Annotated in this window: 18 protein-coding genes; 7 read left to right on the forward strand and 11 right to left on the reverse strand. The window is 70.5% G+C overall.

Annotated elements, in window-relative coordinates; all coding sequences use genetic code 11:
• Positions 1-1,810: CocE/NonD family hydrolase (locus JWQ91_RS04095; RefSeq protein ID WP_297781178.1), on the forward strand; the 1,810-nt coding region annotated here is incomplete at its 5' end.
• Here JWQ91_RS04095 and JWQ91_RS04100 read toward each other — a convergent pair.
• The 4 genes from JWQ91_RS04100 to JWQ91_RS04115 all read right to left on the reverse strand — a co-directional run bounded on the left by JWQ91_RS04100 (position 1,811) and on the right by JWQ91_RS04115 (position 6,341).
• Positions 1,811-2,683, reverse strand: coding sequence for an acyl-CoA thioesterase II (locus JWQ91_RS04100; RefSeq protein WP_297781180.1), 873 nt, complete (start codon positions 2,681-2,683; stop codon positions 1,811-1,813).
• Between the two features lie 238 nt (positions 2,684-2,921).
• A complete protein-coding gene (locus JWQ91_RS04105; RefSeq protein WP_297781182.1) occupies positions 2,922-3,824 on the reverse strand; it encodes a PAC2 family protein in 903 nt (300 codons plus the stop codon).
• 10 nt (positions 3,825-3,834) lie between these two features.
• Entirely contained in the window at positions 3,835-5,715 is a 1,881-nt protein-coding gene (gene dxs / locus JWQ91_RS04110) for a 1-deoxy-D-xylulose-5-phosphate synthase (protein WP_297781185.1), read from the reverse strand.
• Positions 5,716-5,798: 83 nt separating this feature from the next.
• Positions 5,799-6,341 carry a flavin reductase family protein gene (locus JWQ91_RS04115; RefSeq protein ID WP_297781187.1) on the reverse strand — a complete coding sequence of 181 codons (543 nt, stop codon included), beginning with the start codon at positions 6,339-6,341 and terminating at the stop codon, positions 5,799-5,801.
• 64 nt (positions 6,342-6,405) lie between these two features.
• Between JWQ91_RS04115 and xylB the strand changes: the two genes are divergently transcribed.
• The 5 genes from xylB to JWQ91_RS04140 are packed head-to-tail and all read left to right on the forward strand — an operon-like array spanning position 6,406 to position 11,089.
• A complete protein-coding gene (xylB, locus tag JWQ91_RS04120; RefSeq protein ID WP_297781190.1) occupies positions 6,406-7,785 on the forward strand; it encodes a xylulokinase in 1,380 nt (459 codons plus the stop codon).
• A gap of 23 nt (positions 7,786-7,808) precedes the next feature.
• Positions 7,809-8,969: a xylose isomerase gene (gene xylA / locus JWQ91_RS04125; protein ID WP_297781192.1), complete on the forward strand. Its 1,161-nt coding sequence runs from the start codon at positions 7,809-7,811 to the stop codon at positions 8,967-8,969.
• A 2-nt stretch (positions 8,970-8,971) separates the two neighbouring features.
• Positions 8,972-10,156 (forward strand): ROK family transcriptional regulator, encoded by a 1,185-nt coding sequence (locus JWQ91_RS04130; RefSeq protein ID WP_297781195.1) that lies wholly within the window; start codon positions 8,972-8,974, stop codon positions 10,154-10,156.
• Positions 10,157-10,214: 58 nt separating this feature from the next.
• Positions 10,215-10,577 (forward strand): phage holin family protein, encoded by a 363-nt coding sequence (locus JWQ91_RS04135; protein WP_297781197.1) that lies wholly within the window; start codon positions 10,215-10,217, stop codon positions 10,575-10,577.
• Entirely contained in the window at positions 10,574-11,089 is a 516-nt protein-coding gene (locus JWQ91_RS04140; RefSeq protein WP_297781199.1) for a potassium channel family protein, read from the forward strand. Before JWQ91_RS04135 ends, JWQ91_RS04140 begins: the two co-directional genes overlap by 4 nt.
• Here JWQ91_RS04140 and JWQ91_RS04145 read toward each other — a convergent pair.
• Positions 11,022-11,954 carry a YhjD/YihY/BrkB family envelope integrity protein gene (locus JWQ91_RS04145; protein ID WP_297781201.1) on the reverse strand — a complete coding sequence of 311 codons (933 nt, stop codon included), beginning with the start codon at positions 11,952-11,954 and terminating at the stop codon, positions 11,022-11,024. The genes JWQ91_RS04140 and JWQ91_RS04145 overlap by 68 nt on opposite strands.
• Before the next feature lie 31 nt (positions 11,955-11,985).
• The gene (locus JWQ91_RS04150) at positions 11,986-12,468 is read right to left on the reverse strand and encodes a DUF1269 domain-containing protein (protein ID WP_297781204.1); all 483 of its coding nucleotides are present in this window, start codon (positions 12,466-12,468) and stop codon (positions 11,986-11,988) included.
• Between the two features lie 197 nt (positions 12,469-12,665).
• Between JWQ91_RS04150 and JWQ91_RS04155 the strand changes: the two genes are divergently transcribed.
• The gene (locus JWQ91_RS04155) at positions 12,666-13,088 is read left to right on the forward strand and encodes a hypothetical protein (protein ID WP_297781207.1); all 423 of its coding nucleotides are present in this window, start codon (positions 12,666-12,668) and stop codon (positions 13,086-13,088) included.
• A 40-nt stretch (positions 13,089-13,128) separates the two neighbouring features.
• Here the strand turns inward: JWQ91_RS04155 and JWQ91_RS04160 are convergent, their stop codons facing one another.
• From JWQ91_RS04160 to acnA, 5 genes are all read right to left on the reverse strand, one after another.
• Entirely contained in the window at positions 13,129-14,352 is a 1,224-nt protein-coding gene (locus tag JWQ91_RS04160; RefSeq protein WP_297781210.1) for an ROK family transcriptional regulator, read from the reverse strand.
• Between the two features lie 2 nt (positions 14,353-14,354).
• On the reverse strand, positions 14,355-15,617 hold the full coding sequence (locus JWQ91_RS04165) for an ABC transporter permease (RefSeq protein WP_297781212.1): 1,263 nt from the start codon (positions 15,615-15,617) through the stop codon (positions 14,355-14,357).
• A gap of 17 nt (positions 15,618-15,634) precedes the next feature.
• On the reverse strand, positions 15,635-16,408 hold the full coding sequence (locus JWQ91_RS04170; protein WP_297781215.1) for an ATP-binding cassette domain-containing protein: 774 nt from the start codon (positions 16,406-16,408) through the stop codon (positions 15,635-15,637).
• 94 nt (positions 16,409-16,502) lie between these two features.
• Positions 16,503-17,594, reverse strand: coding sequence for a substrate-binding domain-containing protein (locus JWQ91_RS04175; RefSeq protein WP_297781218.1), 1,092 nt, complete (start codon positions 17,592-17,594; stop codon positions 16,503-16,505).
• Positions 17,595-17,812: 218 nt separating this feature from the next.
• Positions 17,813-19,540, reverse strand: a 1,728-nt coding sequence (gene acnA, locus JWQ91_RS04180; protein ID WP_297781221.1) for an aconitate hydratase AcnA, incomplete at its 5' end; no start/stop codon positions are given.

Below are 19,540 nucleotides of genomic sequence, written 5' to 3' on the forward strand. Positions count from 1 at the left end.
GGTGGCGTCCTCGCTGGTGCTCGGCGCCGGCACCGCCACGGCCGTGGCGTCCGCCTGGACGGCGCGGGGTGAGCAGTACCCGAAGGTCGTCACCGAGAAGGACGTGGCGATCCCGATGTCCGACGGCACGACGCTGCGCGGCGACGTCCGGCGTCCCGCCGATGCCGCCGGCAAGGCCGTCGACCAGCGCCTGCCCGTGCTCGTCACGATCACCGCGTACAACAAGTCGGTCAGCCCCGGCGGGTCCGACTACCTGGTCAAGCGCGGCTACGTGCAGCTGACGGTGGACGCCCGCGGCACCGGCAGCTCCGAGGGCATCTGGGAGGCGTTCAGCGCCCGCGAGAACGCCGACGGCGGCGAGATCATGGAGTGGGCGCACTCCTCCGAACGTCCCTGGAGCAACGGAATCACCGGCATGACCGGCCCGTCGTACATGGGCATCAGCCAGCTCTGGGCGGCCGCGGCCCAGCCCAAGGGCCTCAAGGCGATCTTCCCGCAGGTGCCCGGCGCCGACGTCTACCGCGACGTCGTCGCGTCCGGCGGCCAGATCGACGTCGGCTTCATCCCGCTGTGGCTCGGGCTCGTGACCACGACGGGCCTGGTCCCGCCCGCCATCGCGACGACCGACCCGCGGTCGGCGATCGTCGAGCTCCTCGACCACCTGACCGGGGCCGCGACCTTCACGGTCCCACTCCTCCTCCGCGCCCTCGGCGGCGGCGAGCCCGCGTACGACGGCGCGTTCTACAAGGAGCGCTCCGTCATCAACGTCATCGACAAGGTCAAGGTGCCGGCGTTCTTCGTGTCCGGCGAGTACGACCTGTTCCAGCGCGGCACTCCCCTGCTGTTCGAGAACCTCGACAGGCGCGGTGTGCCCACCAAGCTCGTCGTCGGGCCCTGGGACCACCTTCAGGCCTCCGGCGGTACGGGCTTCGAGAAGGCGGGCTACGGCACGCTCGGCCAGATGCAGCTGCGCTGGTTCGACCACTACCTCAAGGGCACCAAGGACGCGACCCTCGACAAGGACGTCTCGGACCTGACCTACTACGAGCAGGGCACCGGCGCCTGGCGTCGTGACTCGCAGTGGATCGGCTCCTCGCTGGAGGGTGCGAAGCTGCGCCTGACGGGCTCGTCAACACCGCTGGGCGCGCCCGGCGGGCTGACCACCGGCGCGCGCACCGACGGCACGTCCGACATCTATCCCGTCCCCGTCTCGGGCCTCTGCACGCGCTCGGCCAGCCAATGGACCGCGGGACTGGTCAACGTCGTGCTGAAGGACAACCCCTGCTTCACGGACAACGCGCTCAACGACAGGACCGGCGCCGTGTTCTCGACCCCGGCCCTGAAGAAGGCGGTCACGCTGCAGGGACCCATCGACGCGCACCTGTACACCTCCAGCATCGGCGGCGACGGCATGCTGTCGGTCGCGATCGAGGACGAAGCGCCCGACGGCACCGTCAAGCGGCTCACCGGCGGCTGGCAGGTTCTGTCCCACCGTGCGCTGGACACCAAGAGGTCGCGCTACCTCGACGGCGTCCTGGTGCAGCCGTTCCACCCGTTCACCAAGGCCGCGCAGAAGAAGCTGGTGAGCGGGGTGGTCGCGCCGATCGACGTCGAGGTCTTCCCGACCCGCGCCAAGATCCTGCCGGGTCACAAGCTCCGGGTCGCGGTGCAGGCCTTCGACATCCCGCACCTGCTGCCGACGATCCCGGACCTGCTGGGCACCTTGACGGTCATGAGGATCCACAACTCCGCGAAGTACCCGTCGTCGATCAACTTCCCCAGCGTGGGGACGCTGCCGAGCGTCGGGTGATCAGGCGCGTGGCTTGAGCGGGCGGATCAGGCCCTCCTGGGCGACGGTCGCGACGAGCGTCCCGTCCTCGGAGAAGACCCGCGCCATGCTGAGGCCACGGGCTCCCGAGGCCGACGGGGACGTCTGGTCGTACAGGAGCCACTGGTCGACCGCGACCGGGCGGTGGAACCAGATCGTGTGGTCCAGCGACGCGGCCTGGACCTCCGGCGAGCCGATGACCTGGCCGTGCGGCACGAGGCTGGCACCCAGCAGGCTGAGGTCGCTGATGTAGGTGAACGCGGCGTTGTGGACCTGGCGGGAGTCCGGCAGGGTCCCGTCGGCCTTGAACCACAGGCGCTGGACCGCCGGCACCAGGGTGCGCTGTGGATCGTCCGCGGCGCGGTTGTCCCCGATGTAGCGCATGTCGAACGACGACCACTCGTTCTTCCAGTGCGCCAGCGCCTCGGAGCCGCGCAGCGCGATGATGTCGGACAGTGGCGTCGCCTCGTCGGGCGACGGGACGGGCGGCATCGCGTCCTGGTGGTCCCAGCCGTCCTCGGCGACCTGGAACGAGGCCGTCATGTAGAAGATGATCTCGCCGTGCTGGCGTGCCGCGACGCGCCGCGTCGTGAACGACCGACCGTCCCGGACGTTCTCGACGTCGTAGACGATCGGGATGCTCGGGTCGCCGCCGAGGATGAAGTAGAGGTGCAGCGAGTGCACGTGTCGCTCCACGGGGACCGTGTGTTGGGCGGCCATGAGGGCCTGCGCCGCGACCTGGCCGCCGAAGACCCGCTTGAGCGAGGACCCGGCGGGCTGCGCGCCCCGGTAGAGGCCGACCTCCAGCTCCTCGAGATCCAGCAGACCAACGACATCAGCAAGGGAGGCAGGCACCCCTACACCCTATCGGGGTGATCACGGCGAGGTGTCAACCCGCCGCGGAAGGGCGCCGAGCTCAGGAGTCCGTGGTGGTCCGTCGACGAGCGGACGACGCAGCGGAGGCCGGAGATGTGACGGCGCTTGTCGGCGGACGACAACCGACTCGTGAGCGGTGGTGAGCGCCTCGAGACGCAAGCCGACGACGCGAGCGCCGGGAGGCCAGGACCCAACCAGGTCCAACCCGACCCCAGACCTACTGGTCGTCTTTCCTCTGCCTGGCCAGGAACTGCTCGAACTGGTCGGCGAGCTCGTCGCCGCTGGGGAGCTCCTCGTCGCTGGCGAGCAGGGACTGCGCCGCGCCGCGGGTGAACGCGTCGTACTGCTCCTCGAGACCACCGAGCAGGCCGGCGCCGCCCTGCTCCTCGATCTGCTGCTCGATCTCCTTGAGCGTCTCACCCTGGCGGGCGCGGAGCGGCTCGATGTCGAGCGCGAGCCCGGTGCGGTCGACCAGGGCGTCGAGCAGCGCGATCGCCGCCGGTGGGTAGTCGATCTGGGCGAGGTAGTGCGGGACGTGGACGACGTAGCCCGCGGCGTCGTGGCCCCACTCACCGAGGCGGTACTCCAGCAGCGACTGCGCCGAGGACGGCACGGTGACCTGCGCCGACCAGAGGTTCTGGCGGTCGACCAGCTCGGGCCGGGTCCCGTGGGCCGTGATCATCGACGGGCGGGTGTGCGGGACGCCCATCGGCACCGCACCGAGGCCGAGGGTCAGCGGCACGTCGTGCTCCTGGATGACGCCGTGCACCTCGTCGGCGAACCGCTCCCACTGGAAGTCGGGCTCCGGCCCGGCGAGCAGGAAGTACGGTGTCCCGTCGGCGTCGCGCTCGAGCACGATCTCCAGCCGGGGGGCCTCGTAGTCCGCGTAGTGGTTGTCGCGGAACTGGATCATGGGTCGACGCGCCCGGTAGTCGAACATGTCGTCCACCGAGAACTCGTGGATGACCTCACCGTGACCGGACTTGAGCTGCTCGGAGGCCAGGCGCGCGGCTGAACCGGCACCCAGGAACCCGTCCAGGGCGTGGATCAGCACCGGGCCGCTTCCCTCGCGGTCGACCGGGTCCTCGGAACGTCGTGCTCGCCAGCTCTTCATCGCCATGGTCAACCACTCATCCGGCGGGGGTATTCCGGGCCAGCGCCGCGAGTGTGTCGCCGGCAACCGCCTCGGCGGTCAGGCCGAGCCGGCCCAGGATCACGTTGCGCTTGGCATGGTCGAGGAACTCCTGCGCGACGCCGTGCACCTGGATCGGGGTGTCGATGCCGGCGTCCCGGACGGCCTGCGTGTAGGCCGCACCCACACCGCCCTGGCGCCCGTTGTCCTCCAGCGTCACGACGAGGTCGAAGTGACCGGCCAGAGCTGCGAGCGCCGGATCCACGGGCTTGACCCAGCGCGGATCCACGACCGTGACGCCGTGGCCCGCGGCCCGGAGCAGGTCCGCGACCTCGATGCCCATGTGCCCGAACACGCCGACCGCGACGACCAGCACGTCCTGCGCGGCGTCGCGGGACAGCACGTCGTACGTCCCGACCCGCTCGATCGCGGGCAGGTTCTCGGACACCGCACCCTTGGCGAAGCGCACGACGGTGGGGGCGTCGTCGACGTCGACGGCCTCACGGAGCAGCTCGCGCAGCTGGGAGCCGTCCCGGGGTGCCGCGAGCCGCAGGCCCGGGACGATCTGCAGCAGCGACATGTCCCACATACCGTTGTGGCTCGCCCCGTCGTCGCCCGTCACGCCGGCGCGGTCGAGAACGAACGTCACGCCGCACTTGTGCAGCGCGACGTCGAGCAGGACCTGGTCGAACGCACGGTTGATGAACGTCGCGTAGACCGCCACGACGGGGTGCAGCCCGCCCATCGCGAGGCCCGCGGCGCTCGTGACGGCGTGCTGCTCGGCGATGCCGACGTCGAAGACCCGGTCGGGGAACTTGTCCGCGAAGGCGTCGAGGCCGACCGGGTAGAGCATCGCGGCGGTGATCCCGACGACGTCGGGACGCTCGTCGGCGATGCGGACGATCTCGTCACGGAACACCGAGGTCCACCCGGCGGGTGCGACGTTGACCGCCTCGCCGGTCTCGCGGTCGAACGGGTTGGCCTGGTGCATCTGGTCGTTCTCGTTGGCCACCGCGATGTCGTAGCCCTGGCCCTTGGTGGTCAGGACGTGGACCAGGACCGGGCCGCCGAACCGCTTGGCCTGGCTCAGCGCGTGCTCGAGCGTCTCGCGGTCGTGACCGTCGACGGGGCCGATGTACTTCAGCCCGAGGTCCTCGAACATGCCCTGCGGCGCGAGCGCGTCCTTGACGCCCTTCTTGATCGCGTGCAGCGCCTCGTAGGCCTTCGCGCCGCCGAAGCGGGTGTGCGTCAGGCGATCCTTGATCGCGTTGAGCGCCGGCTCGTACCTGGGGTTGGTGCGGATGTCGGTCAACCGGTTGGCCAGGCCACCGACGGTCGGCGTGTAGGACCGGCCGTTGTCGTTGACGATCACCACGAGGCGGCGGTCCTTGTCGGCCGCGATGTTGTTGAGCGCCTCCCAGGCCATGCCGCCGGTCAGCGCACCGTCGCCGATCACGGCGACGACGTGGTCGGGCTTGCCGAGCAGGTGGTTGGCCTTGGCCATGCCGTCGGCGTAGGACAGGCTCGTCGAGGCGTGGGAGTTCTCGACCCAGTCGTGCTCGGACTCGGCGCGGCTCGGGTAGCCCGACAGGCCGCCCTCGGTGCGCAGCGCGCCGAACTGTCCCGCGCGTCCCGTCAGCATCTTGTGGACGTACGCCTGGTGGCCCGTGTCCCACACGACCCGGTCGGCGGGCGACTCGAAGACCCGGTGGATCGCGATGCCGAGCTCCACGACACCCAGGTTGGGGCCCAGGTGGCCGCCGTTGGAGGCGACCGAGGTGATCAGCAGCTCGCGGATCTCGGCGGCGAGACGGCTCAGCTCGTCCTCGTCGAGGTCCCGCAGGTCGGCTGGTCCGGACAGGCCCGAGAGAACGCTCACCGGTGCCACCTTCCCGTCATCTGCCATAGGAGTCAGTCTATCGGCGTGCTGAGTGACTGCGCGCCCACGGGAGGTCGACCGGGTCACGGTGTGCCGCCGGGACGGGGCGCGTCGTCGGTGCGCGCCTCGCGGTAGCGGCCCCGCAGGTGGATCAGCGCGTCGGCCGCACCGACCGTGATCGACTCGATCTCCCCCTGGACCAGCGAGCCCCAGCCGACCGACCGGGGTGCCTGGTCCACCAGGCGTACGCCGATCCAGCCCGCGGTCCCTTCGAGCACCGGCCCCCACTCGCTGTCGGTCCACGTGCCCAGCGTGAACGGGCCGCCGGGCGCGGGAGCCGTCCCAGCGAACGCGTCGGCGAGGAAGCGGTGCTCGGCGCCCAGGACGTTGACGACCCACGTCGTGGGCGTGGCGTCCCAGAAGTCCGAGTCGGGATCGACCAGCCCCAGCACCTGCGGGGGCTCGCCGTCCGCGACGAGCACCGACGAGACGGTCAGGCCGTGCCGGTCGCGCCCCTGCCCGGTCGACCAGACCGTGACGGGAGCCGGCATCCGCCCGCGGAGCCGGCGCAACGGATCGCGCTCTCCCTCGGGCGGCACGAACGGGTGGTCGGGATGAATCGTCACGCCGACCAGTGTGCCGGGTGCCCGGGACCTTGACTTAGTTCAAGAGTCGTACTAAACATGGTGCATGGCAGCAGACCTCGTGCTCGGCATCGACTCGTCGACCCAGTCCACCAAGGCGGTCCTGGTCGACGCGAGCGACGGCCGGGTCGTCGCGCAGCAGTCGGCGCCGCATCCGACCGGCACCGCGGTCGACCCGCGCGCCTGGCTCGACGCCTTCGACCAGGCCACCGACGGGCTGCTCCCCCGCGCGTCGGCCATCTCGATCGGCGGCCAGCAGCACGGCATGGTCGCGCTGGACCGAGCCGGCGAGCCCGTCCACGACGCCCTGCTCTGGAACGACACCCGGTCGAGCGCCGCCGCGGTCGACCTCGTGGCGGAGCTCGGCGGGCCGCAGGCCTGCGCCGAGACGGTCGGCAGCGTGCTGGTCGCCTCGTTCACGTCGACCAAGCTGCGCTGGCTCCGCGACCACGAGCCCGAGGCCGCGGCGCGTACGCACGAGGTGCTCCTCCCCCACGACTACGTGTCACGGCACGTCGTCGGCAGCGGCGAGGCGTTCACCGACCGTGGCGACGCGTCGGGCACCGGCTACTTCTCGACCGCCGACGATGCCTGGCGCCCCGATCTCGCCGAGGCAGCAATCGGTCACGCCGTCGGCCTGCCGCGGATCGTGGCGCCGTCCGGCATCGCCGCCAAGACCGCCACGGGACTCGCCGTCGGCGCCGGGACCGGCGACAACATGGCCGCCGCCCTCGCCCTCGACCTGGGGCCGGGCGACGTCGTGGTGTCGATCGGCACCTCGGGCGTCGCCTCGGCCGTGAGCGTGAGCCGCATCGCCGACGGGACCGGCTCGGTGACCGGCTTCGCCGACGCGACGGGCCGCTTCCTGCCGATGGCCACGACGATGAACGCGGCGCGGATCCTCGACCTGCAGTGCCGGTTGCTGGGCGTCGACCACGGCGAGCTGGGTCGCCTGGCCCTCGCCGCCCCGGCCGGGGCCAACGGCCTGACGATCTCGCCCTACTACGACGGCGAGCGGACGCCCAACCGTCCCGACGCGACCGGCACGTGGGCCGGGCTGACCTCCGGCACGAGCCGCGAGGACGTCGCCCGGGCGGCGTTCGAGGCGCTGCTGTGCTCGCTCGCCGACGCCGTCGACCTGCTGACCGGGATGACCGGCGAGACCGCGACCCGCATCCTGTTGGTCGGCGGCGCGGCCGGCAACCCGGCCGTCCACGCTCTCGCCCCCGCGATCCTCGGGGCACCCGTCACCGTGCCGGCACCCGGGGAGTACGTCGCCCTCGGCGCGGCCCGCCAGGCCGCCTGGGCCTGGTCCGGCAGCACCGAGCCGCCGTCCTGGGCGCCACCGCACGCCGAGACGTACACCGCCACACCGAACCCGCTCGTGCGTGAGGCCTACGCACGCCTGCGCGACCGCACGTCCTGACACCCACAACAGATTGGTTGACCATGAGCATCCCCACCCCCACCCGTGACGACAAGTTCTCCTTCGGCCTGTGGACCGTGGCCTACCCGGGCCGCGACCCCTTCGGCGAGCCGACCCGGGCCGACATGGACCCGATCTACGCGCTGGAGAACCTCGCGCGCCTCGGCGCATACGGCGTCAACTTCCACGACGACGACCTGATCCCGTTCGGCTCCGACGACGCCTCGCGCGACGCCATCATCGACCGGTGGAAGAAGGGCCTCGCCGACACCGGGCTCGCCGTGACGACCGCGACGACCAACCTGTTCACCCACCCGGTCTTCAAGGACGGTGGCTTCACGTCCAACGACCGCGACGTCCGGCGCTTCGCGATCCGCAAGGTCATGCGCAACATCGACCTCGCCGCCGAGCTCGGCGCCAAGGTGTACGTCTGCTGGGGCGGCCGCGAGGGCGCCGAGTCCGGTGCCGCGAAGGACGTCGCGGCGGCGCTTGACCGCTACCGCGAGGCGTTCAACGTCCTGGGCGAGTTCGTCCACGACAAGGGCTACGACATCAAGTTCGCGATCGAACCCAAGCCCAACGAGCCCCGCGGCGACATCCTGCTGCCGACGATCGGGCACGCGCTGGCGTTCATCAACACCCTCGACCGCTCCGAGAACGTCGGCGTGAACCCCGAGATCGGGCACGAGGAGATGGCCGGGCTCAACGCCGCCCACGGCTACGCGCAGGCGATGTGGCAGGGCAAGCTGTTCCACATCGACCTCAACGGCCAGACCGGTCCCCGCTACGACCAGGACTTCCGCTTCGGCGCCGGCAACGTGCGCGGCGCCTTCTGGGTCGTCGACACGATCCTCGCCGGCGGCTACGACGGCCCGGTGCACTTCGACTTCAAGACCCCGCGCACCGAGGACGACAAGGGTGTCTGGGTCGCGGCCGAGGCGTGCATGACCAACTACCTGATCCTGCGTGACAAGGTGCAGGCGTTCCGCGCCGATCCCGAGGTGCAGGCGGCGCTGGAGGCGGCCAAGCTCCCCGAGCTGTCGGTGCCGACGCTCGCCGAGGGCGAGGGCTGGGCCGAGCTGGAGCAGGCCGAGCTGGCCGATCCGGACGAGCTCGCGGCCCGCGGTGCGGCGTTCGAGCACCTCGACCAGCTGGCGCTCGAGCACCTCTACGGCGTGCGCTGATCGTGACCGTGACGGGGGCCCCGGCCGGGACCGAGCACCTTCGCCGGCAGAACACCGGCCTGGTGCTTCGGTCGCTGCGGTCCGACGGCCCGGCGACCCGCACCGAGCTGGCCCGGCGCACGGGGCTGGCCAAGGCGACGGTGGGCACGATCGTCGGGACGCTCGAGGCCGGCGGCGCCGTCGCGGAGGACGACTCGGTGCCGTCGGGCCGGGGCCGGCCGGGGCGCCCCGTGACGCTGACGGGTGAGTCGATCATCGGGCTCGGGCTCGAGGTCAATGTCGACTACGTCGCCGCCGTCGCGCTCGACCTGGCTGGGCGGGTCAAGGTCGTCGAGACCCGGCCCGTCACCACGGCCGGCACCCCGCCCAGCGCGCGCGAGCTGATCGGCCTGGCCACCGACGTGCGCTCCGCGCTGCTCGCGAGCGGCCACACCGTCGTGGGTGCCACGGTCGCCGTGCCGGGCCTCGTGGCGCACGACAACCGGACGGTGTCGTGGGCGCCCAACCTCGGCTGGGACGGGCGCCAGCTCGCCACCGAGCTCGAGGCGGCGTTCGACGGGAGCTGCCCGACGACGGTCGACAACGACGCGAACTGCGCGGCCCTCGCGGAGGCCTCCCACGGTGTCGCCGCGGACGTCCGCGACTCGCTGTACATCACCGGCACGATCGGCATCGGGGCCGGCATCGTCCAGGACGGGCGACTGATGCGGGGTGGCGCGGGCTTCGCCGGGGAGGTCGGTCACATGCCGATCGGCAATCCCGACGCGACCTGCGGGTGCGGGCGGCGGGGCTGCTGGGAGGCCTCGATCGGCCTGCGAGCCATGCTGCTCGGGGTCGGGATGCCGGAGCGCGCCACCCCGTTGCAGACCGCGACCGCGGTGGCCGAGCGCGCCGAGACCGACCCCGCCGTCCGGGTCGCGCTCGAGAGCCTGGGACACGACCTGGGTCGTGGGCTCGCGACGCTGGCCGCGGTGCTCGATCCGTCGGCGATCGTGCTCGGCGGATACTTCGTACCCCTCGGCGAGCATGTCGTGCCCGCCGCCGCGGCGGTCCTGGCGGAGCGGCTCCCGACCGCCGGGATCCACCTCCCTGAGATCCGGCTCAGCTCGCTGGGCATCCATGGCGCCGCCCTGGGTGCCGCCGAGGACGCGCTCGCCGAGGTGCTCACGGGCGCGCTCGCGGTCTGACCGGCGTTCACCCCCGGCGGGTGAGCCCCGATCGGTGCGGTCTGAGCACGATGCGGGCATGCTGAGATCGCTGCTCCTGCGCTGGGTCCTGCTCGCCGCGGTGCTGGCGATCACGGCCTGGGCCGTGCCTGACGTCGAGATCAGCGGTGGATTCCTCGGTGTCCTGCTCGCTGCCGCGGTCTTCGGGCTGGTCAACGCGATCATCGGCCCGCTGCTGCGGCTGCTGTCCCTGCCCGTCACGCTCATGACGTTCGGCCTGTTCGCACTGGTCGTCAACGGGGTCCTGCTCGCCCTGTCGGCGGGAATCACGGACCACCTCGACGTCGGCGGCCCGCTGAGCACCGTGGTCGCCGCCCTGCTGATCAGCATCCTCAACGCGGGGGTCCACGTCCTCACCGGCGCAGTCGGCGACCGGGCATGAGCACGCTGGTCGACTGGCTGCACCGGACGGCGGTCCTGGTGCTGCTCGTCATGGTCTATTTCATCGTGCCGACTTCGGCCGACACCCGCGCGAGCGTCCTCGGGCGGGTGGTCGTCGTGGTGCTGCTGCTCACCGTGACCGCCTGGGTCGTGGTCCGCCAGCTCCGCCTCGCCGTGCTGGACAGTGACCGGCGCATCGACGGCCTGGTGCTGGCCGTGGTCGTCATGACGCTCTCCTTCGCGATGGTCTACTACGTCCTCGAGCTGCGGCACCACGGCGAGGTCGACGGTCTCGAGACCCGGGTCGACGCGCTCTACTTCACCGTCAGCACGATCCTGACCGTCGGCTACGGCGACATCCACGCGGAGGGGCAGGCCGCGCGCACCCTCGTCCTGGTCCAGATGGTGTTCGACGTCGTCTTCGTGGCCACGACCGCGGCCGTGGTCAGCTCTCGGGTCCGCGACGTCGCCACGACCCGCGCGGCGGCCAGGCGCCGCGCCAACCACGAGTGATCCACCGACCCAGGGCCTGGAGACCCGGGTCCTCCGCGACGACCCGGCCCGTCACGGCCGAGACCAGGAGCACCCCGGCGAAGCCGACGAGCCAGGTGGCCACCGTCAGCACGAGACCCAGAGCGCCGAACTCTCCCGCCGACGACGTGGCGTACGCCGGCATGACCAGCGTCGACCCGGCGGTGTAGGCCACGATCGCGAGCCCCGTGATCGCCGCCGCCGGCAGCAGCGGGCGCCAACGGACCCGCTGGTGCAGCAGGAAGTGCAGCGACCACCACCACAGCAGCCCGGCCAGCAGCACCCGCACCGTGAACGCGAGGACCGACCCGGCAATCCCCGTGCCACGACCCAGCACCCCACCCAGCAGGGCGAGCGTCTGCAGGCCGACCAGCCAGGCCATCAACCACACGAAGGACCTCCGGCGGCCCAGGAGCCCGCCCTCGTGGGGCTGGTCCCACACCCGTTCGTACGCCCGCTGCATCGCCCGGGAGAAGCTGCTGGCCGAGAAGACCGTGATCAGGACCCCGATGACCCCCGCCTGGGACCTGGCCTGGTCGACGTCGACCCCGCCCGTCACGTCCTCCCCCAGCACCGAGGTCTGGGCGGCGCCGATCCCGGTGACCGCCCGGACCCGATCGAGGCCCGCGTCGACGACGGTGTCGGGCAGGAAGGCCGCCGCCACGACCAGCAGCGGGAGGAGGGCCAGCAGGGCCTGGGCGGCGAGCGCCATGGACCGGTCGACCACTTCGAGCCGCAGGAGCGCCGACAGCAGACGCCGGACCGTGGTCAGGCGCAGGACCCGCTCGGCGTGTGCCCGGCCCCACGCCACCGTGGTGGCAACCCGGCGGTGGCCGTCGCGGTCCATCACGCCTCGGTAACCATGACGCCGCCGTCACTCAGCGAAGACCTCGCGCAGCGCGTCCTCCTGGTCGTTGCTCGAGTTGGTGTAGATGAGCTCGGGCCTCTCCCCCTCGGCGAACGTGTCGCGCACCCGGTCGATCTCCGCGTCGGACGAGCAGGAACAGTGCCGAGGTGCCGGGCGTGACCTGCTCGCGCACCCGCTTGATGAAGTCGTCGTCGATGCCGACGTCGGTCAGGGATCCGGCCAACGCCCCGGAGGCGGCCCCGATCGCGGCTCCGAGGAGCGGCACGAAGAAGATCATGCCGAACAGCAGGCCCCAGAACGATCCGCCCAGCGCACCGCCCGCGGCCGTGGGACTGAGCTGCCTGGTCTTGGGCTTCTTCTTCCCGACCTCCCAGGTGACCGTCGCTGCGTCGTGCACCGTGATCACGCCTTCCTCGGACAGCCGCAGCAGCGTCCTCTCGGCATCGTCAGCGCCGGTCGTCGTCTCGAACTTCCACACCGTCAGGGTGCCCATGTCCCGCTCCCTCGATCATGCGACGGCCCGCAGGCCCGGTCATACGTCGAGACTGAGGCCCCGCGCGGGCCGCGAGGTCACCCGCGGGTGGTGAACTCCGCCCCGCCCGCTGGCTCGATGCGCGGTCACCCGTCGCGGGTGAGAGCGGGAACGGGCTCTCGGGCTAACGTGCCGCGCAAAGATCGACGGGAGCACCCATGACCACGACACCGACGCGCAGCACCCACGGAAGCCCTGCCAAGAGCGCGACCGCCTACGGACTGGTCAGCTTCGCGGGCGCGATGCTGCTGATCACGGGGGTGTTCCAGCTGCTCGAGGGCATCTCCGCGATCGCGGACGACGAGGTGTACTCGACCGGCGTCGACTACTCCTACAAGCTCGGCGTCACGGCCTGGGGGTGGATACACGTCGTGATGGGCGCGCTGAGCCTCGCCACGGCACTCGCGATCCTGACCGGACGGGTATGGGGCTACGTCGTCGGCGTCGGCATCGGGGGGCTGGGCGCGGTCCTCAGCTTCGCCTTCCTGCCGTACTACCCCGTGTGGACGCTCATCGTGATCGCGTTCGACGTCCTCGTCATCTGGGCGCTGTGCAACCAGATCTCGAGCGCTCGACGCTGAGCTGAGACGGGAGCCAGCCGAAAGCACGGCCGCCGGCATCTCAGCCGGCGAGGGCCTCCTCGGCGTCGTGGCAGGCCGCCGCCAGTCGGCCGACCGGGTCGGCCAGCAGGGGCTCGAAGGCGAGCTCGGCCGCACCGTGGAGGACCGAGTCACCACCCAGACCCGGCAGGGTCACCCTGACCAGCTCACGGGGAGCGGTCAGGGCGTGGATCTCGAGCTCGGCCTCGACGTCCACGTGGACGAGCGGGAACAACGAGCGGAGATAGCCACCCAGGACGATGACGCGCGGGTTGAGCATGTTGACCACCCCGGCCAGCCCCCGACCGAGGGCCCGGCCGACGACCCGCAGGTCGGGTGACGCCTCGTGCACGCCGTCGAGGTACTCCCCCAGCGCGCCGAGCCGCTCCGGCGGGCAGCCGATCGCCAGGGCGATGGCCTCCGCGCCGATCTCGGTCTCCCAGCAGCCGTACGCCCCGCAGTGGCACAGCCGACCGTCCGGGACGAAGGGCAGGTGCCCGATCTCGCCGGCGTAGCCGCCCGCGCCTTCGAGCTTGTGGCCGCTCACGATGACGCCGGCACCGACACCGACCTCGCCGGACAGGTAGACCAGGTCCTCGACGCCCACCCCGGCACCGCGGAGGTGCTCGGCGAGCGCGCCGAGATCGGCGTCGTTGCCCAGCACCGGCACACCCAGTCCGCCGATGCGCGCCGACAGGATCTTGGCGAACGGGACGTCCCGCCAGCCCAGGTTGGGCGCGAGCCGGACCAGGCCGTCCTCGGCCCGGATGATCCCGGGGATGCCCACCCCGACACCGACCAGCGCGGACCCCGGCTCGACGTCCTTGACGACGAGCCGCATGAGCTCGACGACCGACGTGCTGATCGCCTCCGGGTCGTGGCCCGGCGGGACCGGGCCGGTGGCGCGCGCCAGCACGACACCGCCCAGTCCCACCCGCGCCACGGTCAGCCCGTCGACCCGCAGGTCGACCGCGAGGACGTATGCCCCCGGCTTGGCCTTGACGTCGACCGACGGACGACCCGCGCCGATGCGGGCGCCGGAGGGCTTGGCCTGCTCGGCCAGGCCCAACGACTCCAGCTCGGTCACCAGTCCGGCGATCGTGCTGCGGTTGAGTCCCATCCTGGTCGTCAGCTCCGCCCGGGAGAGCCGGCCGGCACGATGCACGTGACCGAGGACGGTCCCGAGATTGTGCCGCCGGACATCTTCCTGGTTGGTGCCGACGCCTGCGCGCCCGGCCGATGCCATGGTCAGAGGCCTGTCGCGGAACGCCGCCTGCGTGAGATCGCATCGACGCTCGCCGCGAGGAGCAGGACGCCGCCGGTCACGAGGAAGTTGATGTACGACGCCTGGTTGAGCAGGCCGAGCCCGTTGGCGATCGTCGCGATCACCAGACCACCGATCACGGCGTCGCGGGCCTTGCCCTTGCCGCCGAACAGGCTCGTGCCGCCGATGACGGCCGCACCGACCGCGTACAGCAGGACGTTGCCGCCACCGGACGACGTCGACACCTTGCCGCCGTTGGACGCCGCGATGATGCCGCTGAGCGCCGCCATCGACGAGCCGATCATGAACACCGAGATGCGGATGCGGTCGACGTTGATGCCGGCGCGGCGGGCCGCCTCGGGGTTGCCGCCCACGGCGTAGACGTGGCGGCCGTACGACGTGCGGGCCAGCACGAAGGTCCAGAAGATCAGCAGGACGGCGACGACCGGCAGGACGTACGGGATGCCCTCGATGACAAAGCCCGGGTTGGGCGCGCGGTTGACGTTGAGCACGGCCGTGACGCCGATGAGGATCAGCCCCAGGACGATGATCTGCCCGATCACGACGGCGAGCGGCTGGTGCTGCAGGCCCTTCTCGACCTTCCGGCGGTGGCTGAGCAGCGCGAGGACCGCGTAGCCGACGATGATCGCGACGGCGAGGATCCAGCCCCACAGCGGGCTCAGGTTGTCCTTCGTGATGCCGCTGATGACCGGGTCGGACACGCGGACCGAGCCACCCTCGCCGATCAGCTTGAGGGTCACGCCCTGCAGGCCGAGGAAGAACGCCAGCGTCACGACGAACGACGGAATGCCGAGCTTGGCGACCAGCACGCCGATGATCAGGCCGATCGCGGCGCCGGTGACCAGCGCGGCGAGCACCGCGAGGTACCACGGTTGGTCGTGCTTGACGATGAGCAGGCCCATGACGCAGGCGGACACGCCGCCGGCGACACCTGCCGACAGGTCGATGTCGCCCAGCAGCAGGACCATGACCAGGCCCATCGCCAGCACCATGATGGCGCCGGCCTGCGTGATGAGGTTGGCCATGTTGAGCGCCGACAGGAAGCGGTCGTTGGCGAAGCCGAAGACCACGAAGAGGACCGCGAGGCCCAAGATGGCCGGCAGCGAGCCCATGTCGCCGCCGCGGACGCGGGTGACGTACGCCCGGGTGGCCTCGCCCAGCGTGTGGGACTGCGTGCGGTCGGAGGCGAAGCCTGCTTCCTCGGCTTCGGTGATGATGTCAGTCATGTCAGTGGCTTTCGGGTTCAGACCGTCGCGGCGGACGAGGACGAGGGGAGGTCGGACGAGGAGCCCGTCGTGATGAGCTCGACGATCTGGCGGGAGGTGACGTCCTTGACTGCGACATCGGCCGCGACGCGTCCGAGGTAGAGCGCTGTGATGCGGTCGGCCACCTCGAAGACGTCGGTGAGGTTGTGCGAGATCAGCATGACGCCGACGCCCTGGTCGGCGAGGCGGCGGACGAGCTGCAGCACCTGCGCGGTCTGGGCGACGCCGAGGGCGGCGGTCGGCTCGTCGAGCAGCACGACCTTGGAGTTCCACAGGGCCGACTTGGCGATCGCCACGGTCTGGCGCTGGCCACCGGACAGGCTCGAGACACTCTGGCGCACGGACTTCACGGTGCGCACCGACAGCGATGCCAGCACCTGCCGGGCCTTGCTCTCCATCGTGGTCTCGTCGAGGAACGGGCCCTTGCGGATCTCCCGGCCGAGGAACATGTTCTCGACGATGTCGAGGTTCTCGCACAGCGCGAGGTCCTGGTAGACGACCTCGATGCCGAGCGCCGAGGCGTCCTTGGGGCCGTGCACCGAGACGGGCCTGCCCTCGAAGAGGTACTCACCGGTGTCCGCGGGATAGATGCCCGCGAGCGCCTTGACCAGGGTCGACTTGCCGGCACCGTTGTCGCCGACGAGCGCCGTCACCTGGCCGGGATAGATGTTCAGGTCGACGTCGTGCAGCACGTGCGCCACGCCGAAGCTCTTGTTGACTCCCCGCAGGGAGAGGAGGGGTGAGTCGCTCATCGGGCGATCCTTCCGAGAGATGTGCTGGTGGGGGTAACAGCGGTGGGGTGCGGCTCCCCGGCTGTGGACCGGAGAAGCCGCACCCCCGTGCGAACTACTTGACGCCGTTGTCCGTGCAGAGCTTGGCGTACTTGCCCGTGCAGATGTCGGACGCCTTCAGGTCGCCGGCATCGACGACCGCCTGGACGTTCGTCTTGTCGATCGCGACGGGATCCAGCAGGATCGCCGGGACGTCACGCTTGCCGGTGTCGTCCTTGACGGTGCCGGTGGTCTCGGCCTTGTTACCCTTGACCATCGCGATGGCCGTCTCGGCCAGGGCCTTGGCCTGTCCGTTGGCCGACTTCTGGATCGTCATGCACTGCGTGCCGGCGAGGATGTTCTGCAGACCCTCGATCGACGCGTCCTGACCCGTCACGGGGACCTTGCCGGCCTGTCCGTTCTTGTCCAGGATCGAGATGACGCCGCCGGCGAGACCGTCGTTGGCCGCGTAGACGCCGTCGACCTTGCCGTCGACCTTGGTGTAGAGCTGCTCGAAGATCGTGACGGCCTGGTCGTTGTCCCAGTCCGGCACGGCCTGCTCACCGACGCTCTTGTACTTCTTGTTCTTGTCGAGGACGCTGTGCGCGCCCTGCTTGAACAGCGTCGCGTTGTTGTCGGTCGGCGAGCCGTTCAGGTAGATGATGTTGGCGTCCTTGTCGCCGAGGCACTTCTCGAGTCCCTCGCCCTGCAGGGCGCCGACCTTGCTGTTGTCGTACGAGATGTAGACGTCGGCCGAGCCACCCAGCGTCAGCCGGTCGTAGTCGATGGTCTTGACGCCCTGGCTCTTGGCCTTCTCCTCGATGGCCGCACCCGAGTCGGAGTCGAGGTTGACGATCGCGAGGACCGTGACGCCGTCGGTGATCATGCTGTCGGCGATGGTCTGCATCTTCTCGGCGTCACCCTCGGCGTTCTGCACCGTGTACTGGACGCCTGCCGCCTTGAAGGCCTTCTCAAGAGCCGGCTTGTCGGCGCTCTCCCAGCGGACCGAGGACTTGGTGTCGGGAAGGATGACGCCGATCTTGCCGTCCGCCTTGCCGCCGCCGCCGCCGTCGCTGCCGCCGCCTTCGCTGTCGCTGCCGCCACATGCGCTGAGCGCGAGAGCCCCACCCATGATCGTCGCCAGCACGAGATTGCGTGTCCGCTTCACACAGACCGCCTCCATTCCTCCAGTTGTGCGTCGCGGCCGATCATGTTTCGCCCACGTAACGCGTTTGTTGTTTGGCACAACGTATAGCGTGACTGGGGTCACGTCCAGCACCTCCGACAACAAATTGTCGGCGTGGCGGACAAATCTGCGAAGTCGGGACCAAAGTCAGGGGCACCGCCGCGAACGGCGATGCCCCTGGACCTGCAGTGCGGACGTGCTCAGTCGAGCAGGCTCCGCAGCACGTACGGCATGATGCCGCCGTTGCGGTAGTAGTTGGCCTCGCCCGGCGTGTCGATGCGGACGACCGCGTCGAACTCGACGTCTCCTGCCTTGACGTGGACCGTCTTCGGCGTCTTGCCCTCGTTGAGCTCGGTGATGCCCGTGAAGTCGAACGTCTCCTCGCCCGTCAGGCCCAACGACTCGGCGCTCTGGCCCGCGGGGTACTGCAGCGGGAGGACGCCCATGCCGATCAGGTTCGAGCGGTGGATGCGCTCGTAGGACTCCGCGATGACGACCTTGACGCCCAGCAGGGCCGTGCCCTTGGCCGCCCAGTCGCGGGACGAGCCCGAGCCGTACTCCTTGCCCGACAGGACGACGAGCGGGACGCCGGCGGCCTGGTAGGCCTCGGACGCCTCGAACACCGAGGTCACCTCGCCGTCGGCGATGAGGTTGCGGGTGAAGCCGCCCTCCGTGCCGGGTGCCATCTGGTTGCGCAGACGGATGTTGGCGAACGTGCCGCGGATCATGATCTCGTGGTTGCCACGGCGCGAGCCGTACGAGTTGAAGTCGCGAGCCTCGATGCCGTGCTCGGAGAGGTACTTGCCCGCGGGGCTGTCCTTCTTGATCGCACCGGCGGGGCTGATGTGGTCGGTCGTGACCGAGTCGCCGAGCTTCAGCAGCACCCGGGCGCCGCTGACCTCCTCGACCGGCGACGGCTCGCGGTCCATGCCGTCGAAGTAGGGCGCCTTGCGGACGTAGGTCGACTCGGGGTCCCACTCGAACACGTCACCGTCGGGTGTCGGCAGGTTCTGCCAGCGCTCGTCACCGGCGAACACGTCGGCGTACTCACGGCTGAACGTGTCGGCGTCGATCGAGGCCGCGATGACGTCCTCGACCTCCTGCGGCGTCGGCCAGATGTCCTTCATGAAGACGTCGTTGCCGTCCTGGTCCTGCCCGAGGGGCTCGGTGTACAGGTCGACGTCCATCGAGCCGGCCAGCGCGTACGCGATGACCAGCGGCGGCGACGCGAGGTAGTTCATCTTGATGTCGGGGTTGATCCGACCCTCGAAGTTGCGGTTGCCCGACAGCACCGCGGTGACCGCGAGGTCGCCGTCGTTGACGGCCTTGCTGACCTCGGGGATCAACGGACCGGAGTTGCCGATGCAGGTCGTGCAGCCGTAGCCGACCAGGTTGAAGCCGAGCTTGTCGAGGTAGACATTGAGCCCGGACTTCTCGTAGTAGTCCGTGACGACCTTCGAACCGGGCGCCAGCGTCGTCTTGACCCACGGCTTGCTGTGCAGGCCCTTCTCGACGGCCTTCTTGGCCAGCAGGCCCGCGCCGATCATGACCGACGGGTTCGACGGGTTGGTGCACGACGTGATCGCGGCGATCGTGACGGCGCCGTGGTCGAGCTCGAACTCCGTGCCGTCCTCGAGGCGTACGTGCTGCGGGTTGCTCGCCCGGCCGGCGCCGGACGGGGCCGGCGCGTTGGGCTTGTCGCCGTTCTTGCCGTCGTCGGTGCTGCTGGGGGTGTCGGACGCCGGGAAGGACTCGTCGACGGCCTCGTCGTAGCCGTTGAGGTCCTGCTCGGTGTAGTCGGCGAGCGCGGTGCGGAACGACTCCTTGCTCTCGGTCAGCGAGACCCGGTCCTGCGGGCGCTTGGGGCCGGCGATGGACGGGACGACGTCGCCGAGGTCGAGCTCGAGGTACTCCGAGTAGCGGGCTTC

The organism is Aeromicrobium sp. (genome assembly GCF_025965075.1).
Taxonomy (GTDB): domain Bacteria; phylum Actinomycetota; class Actinomycetes; order Propionibacteriales; family Nocardioidaceae; genus Aeromicrobium.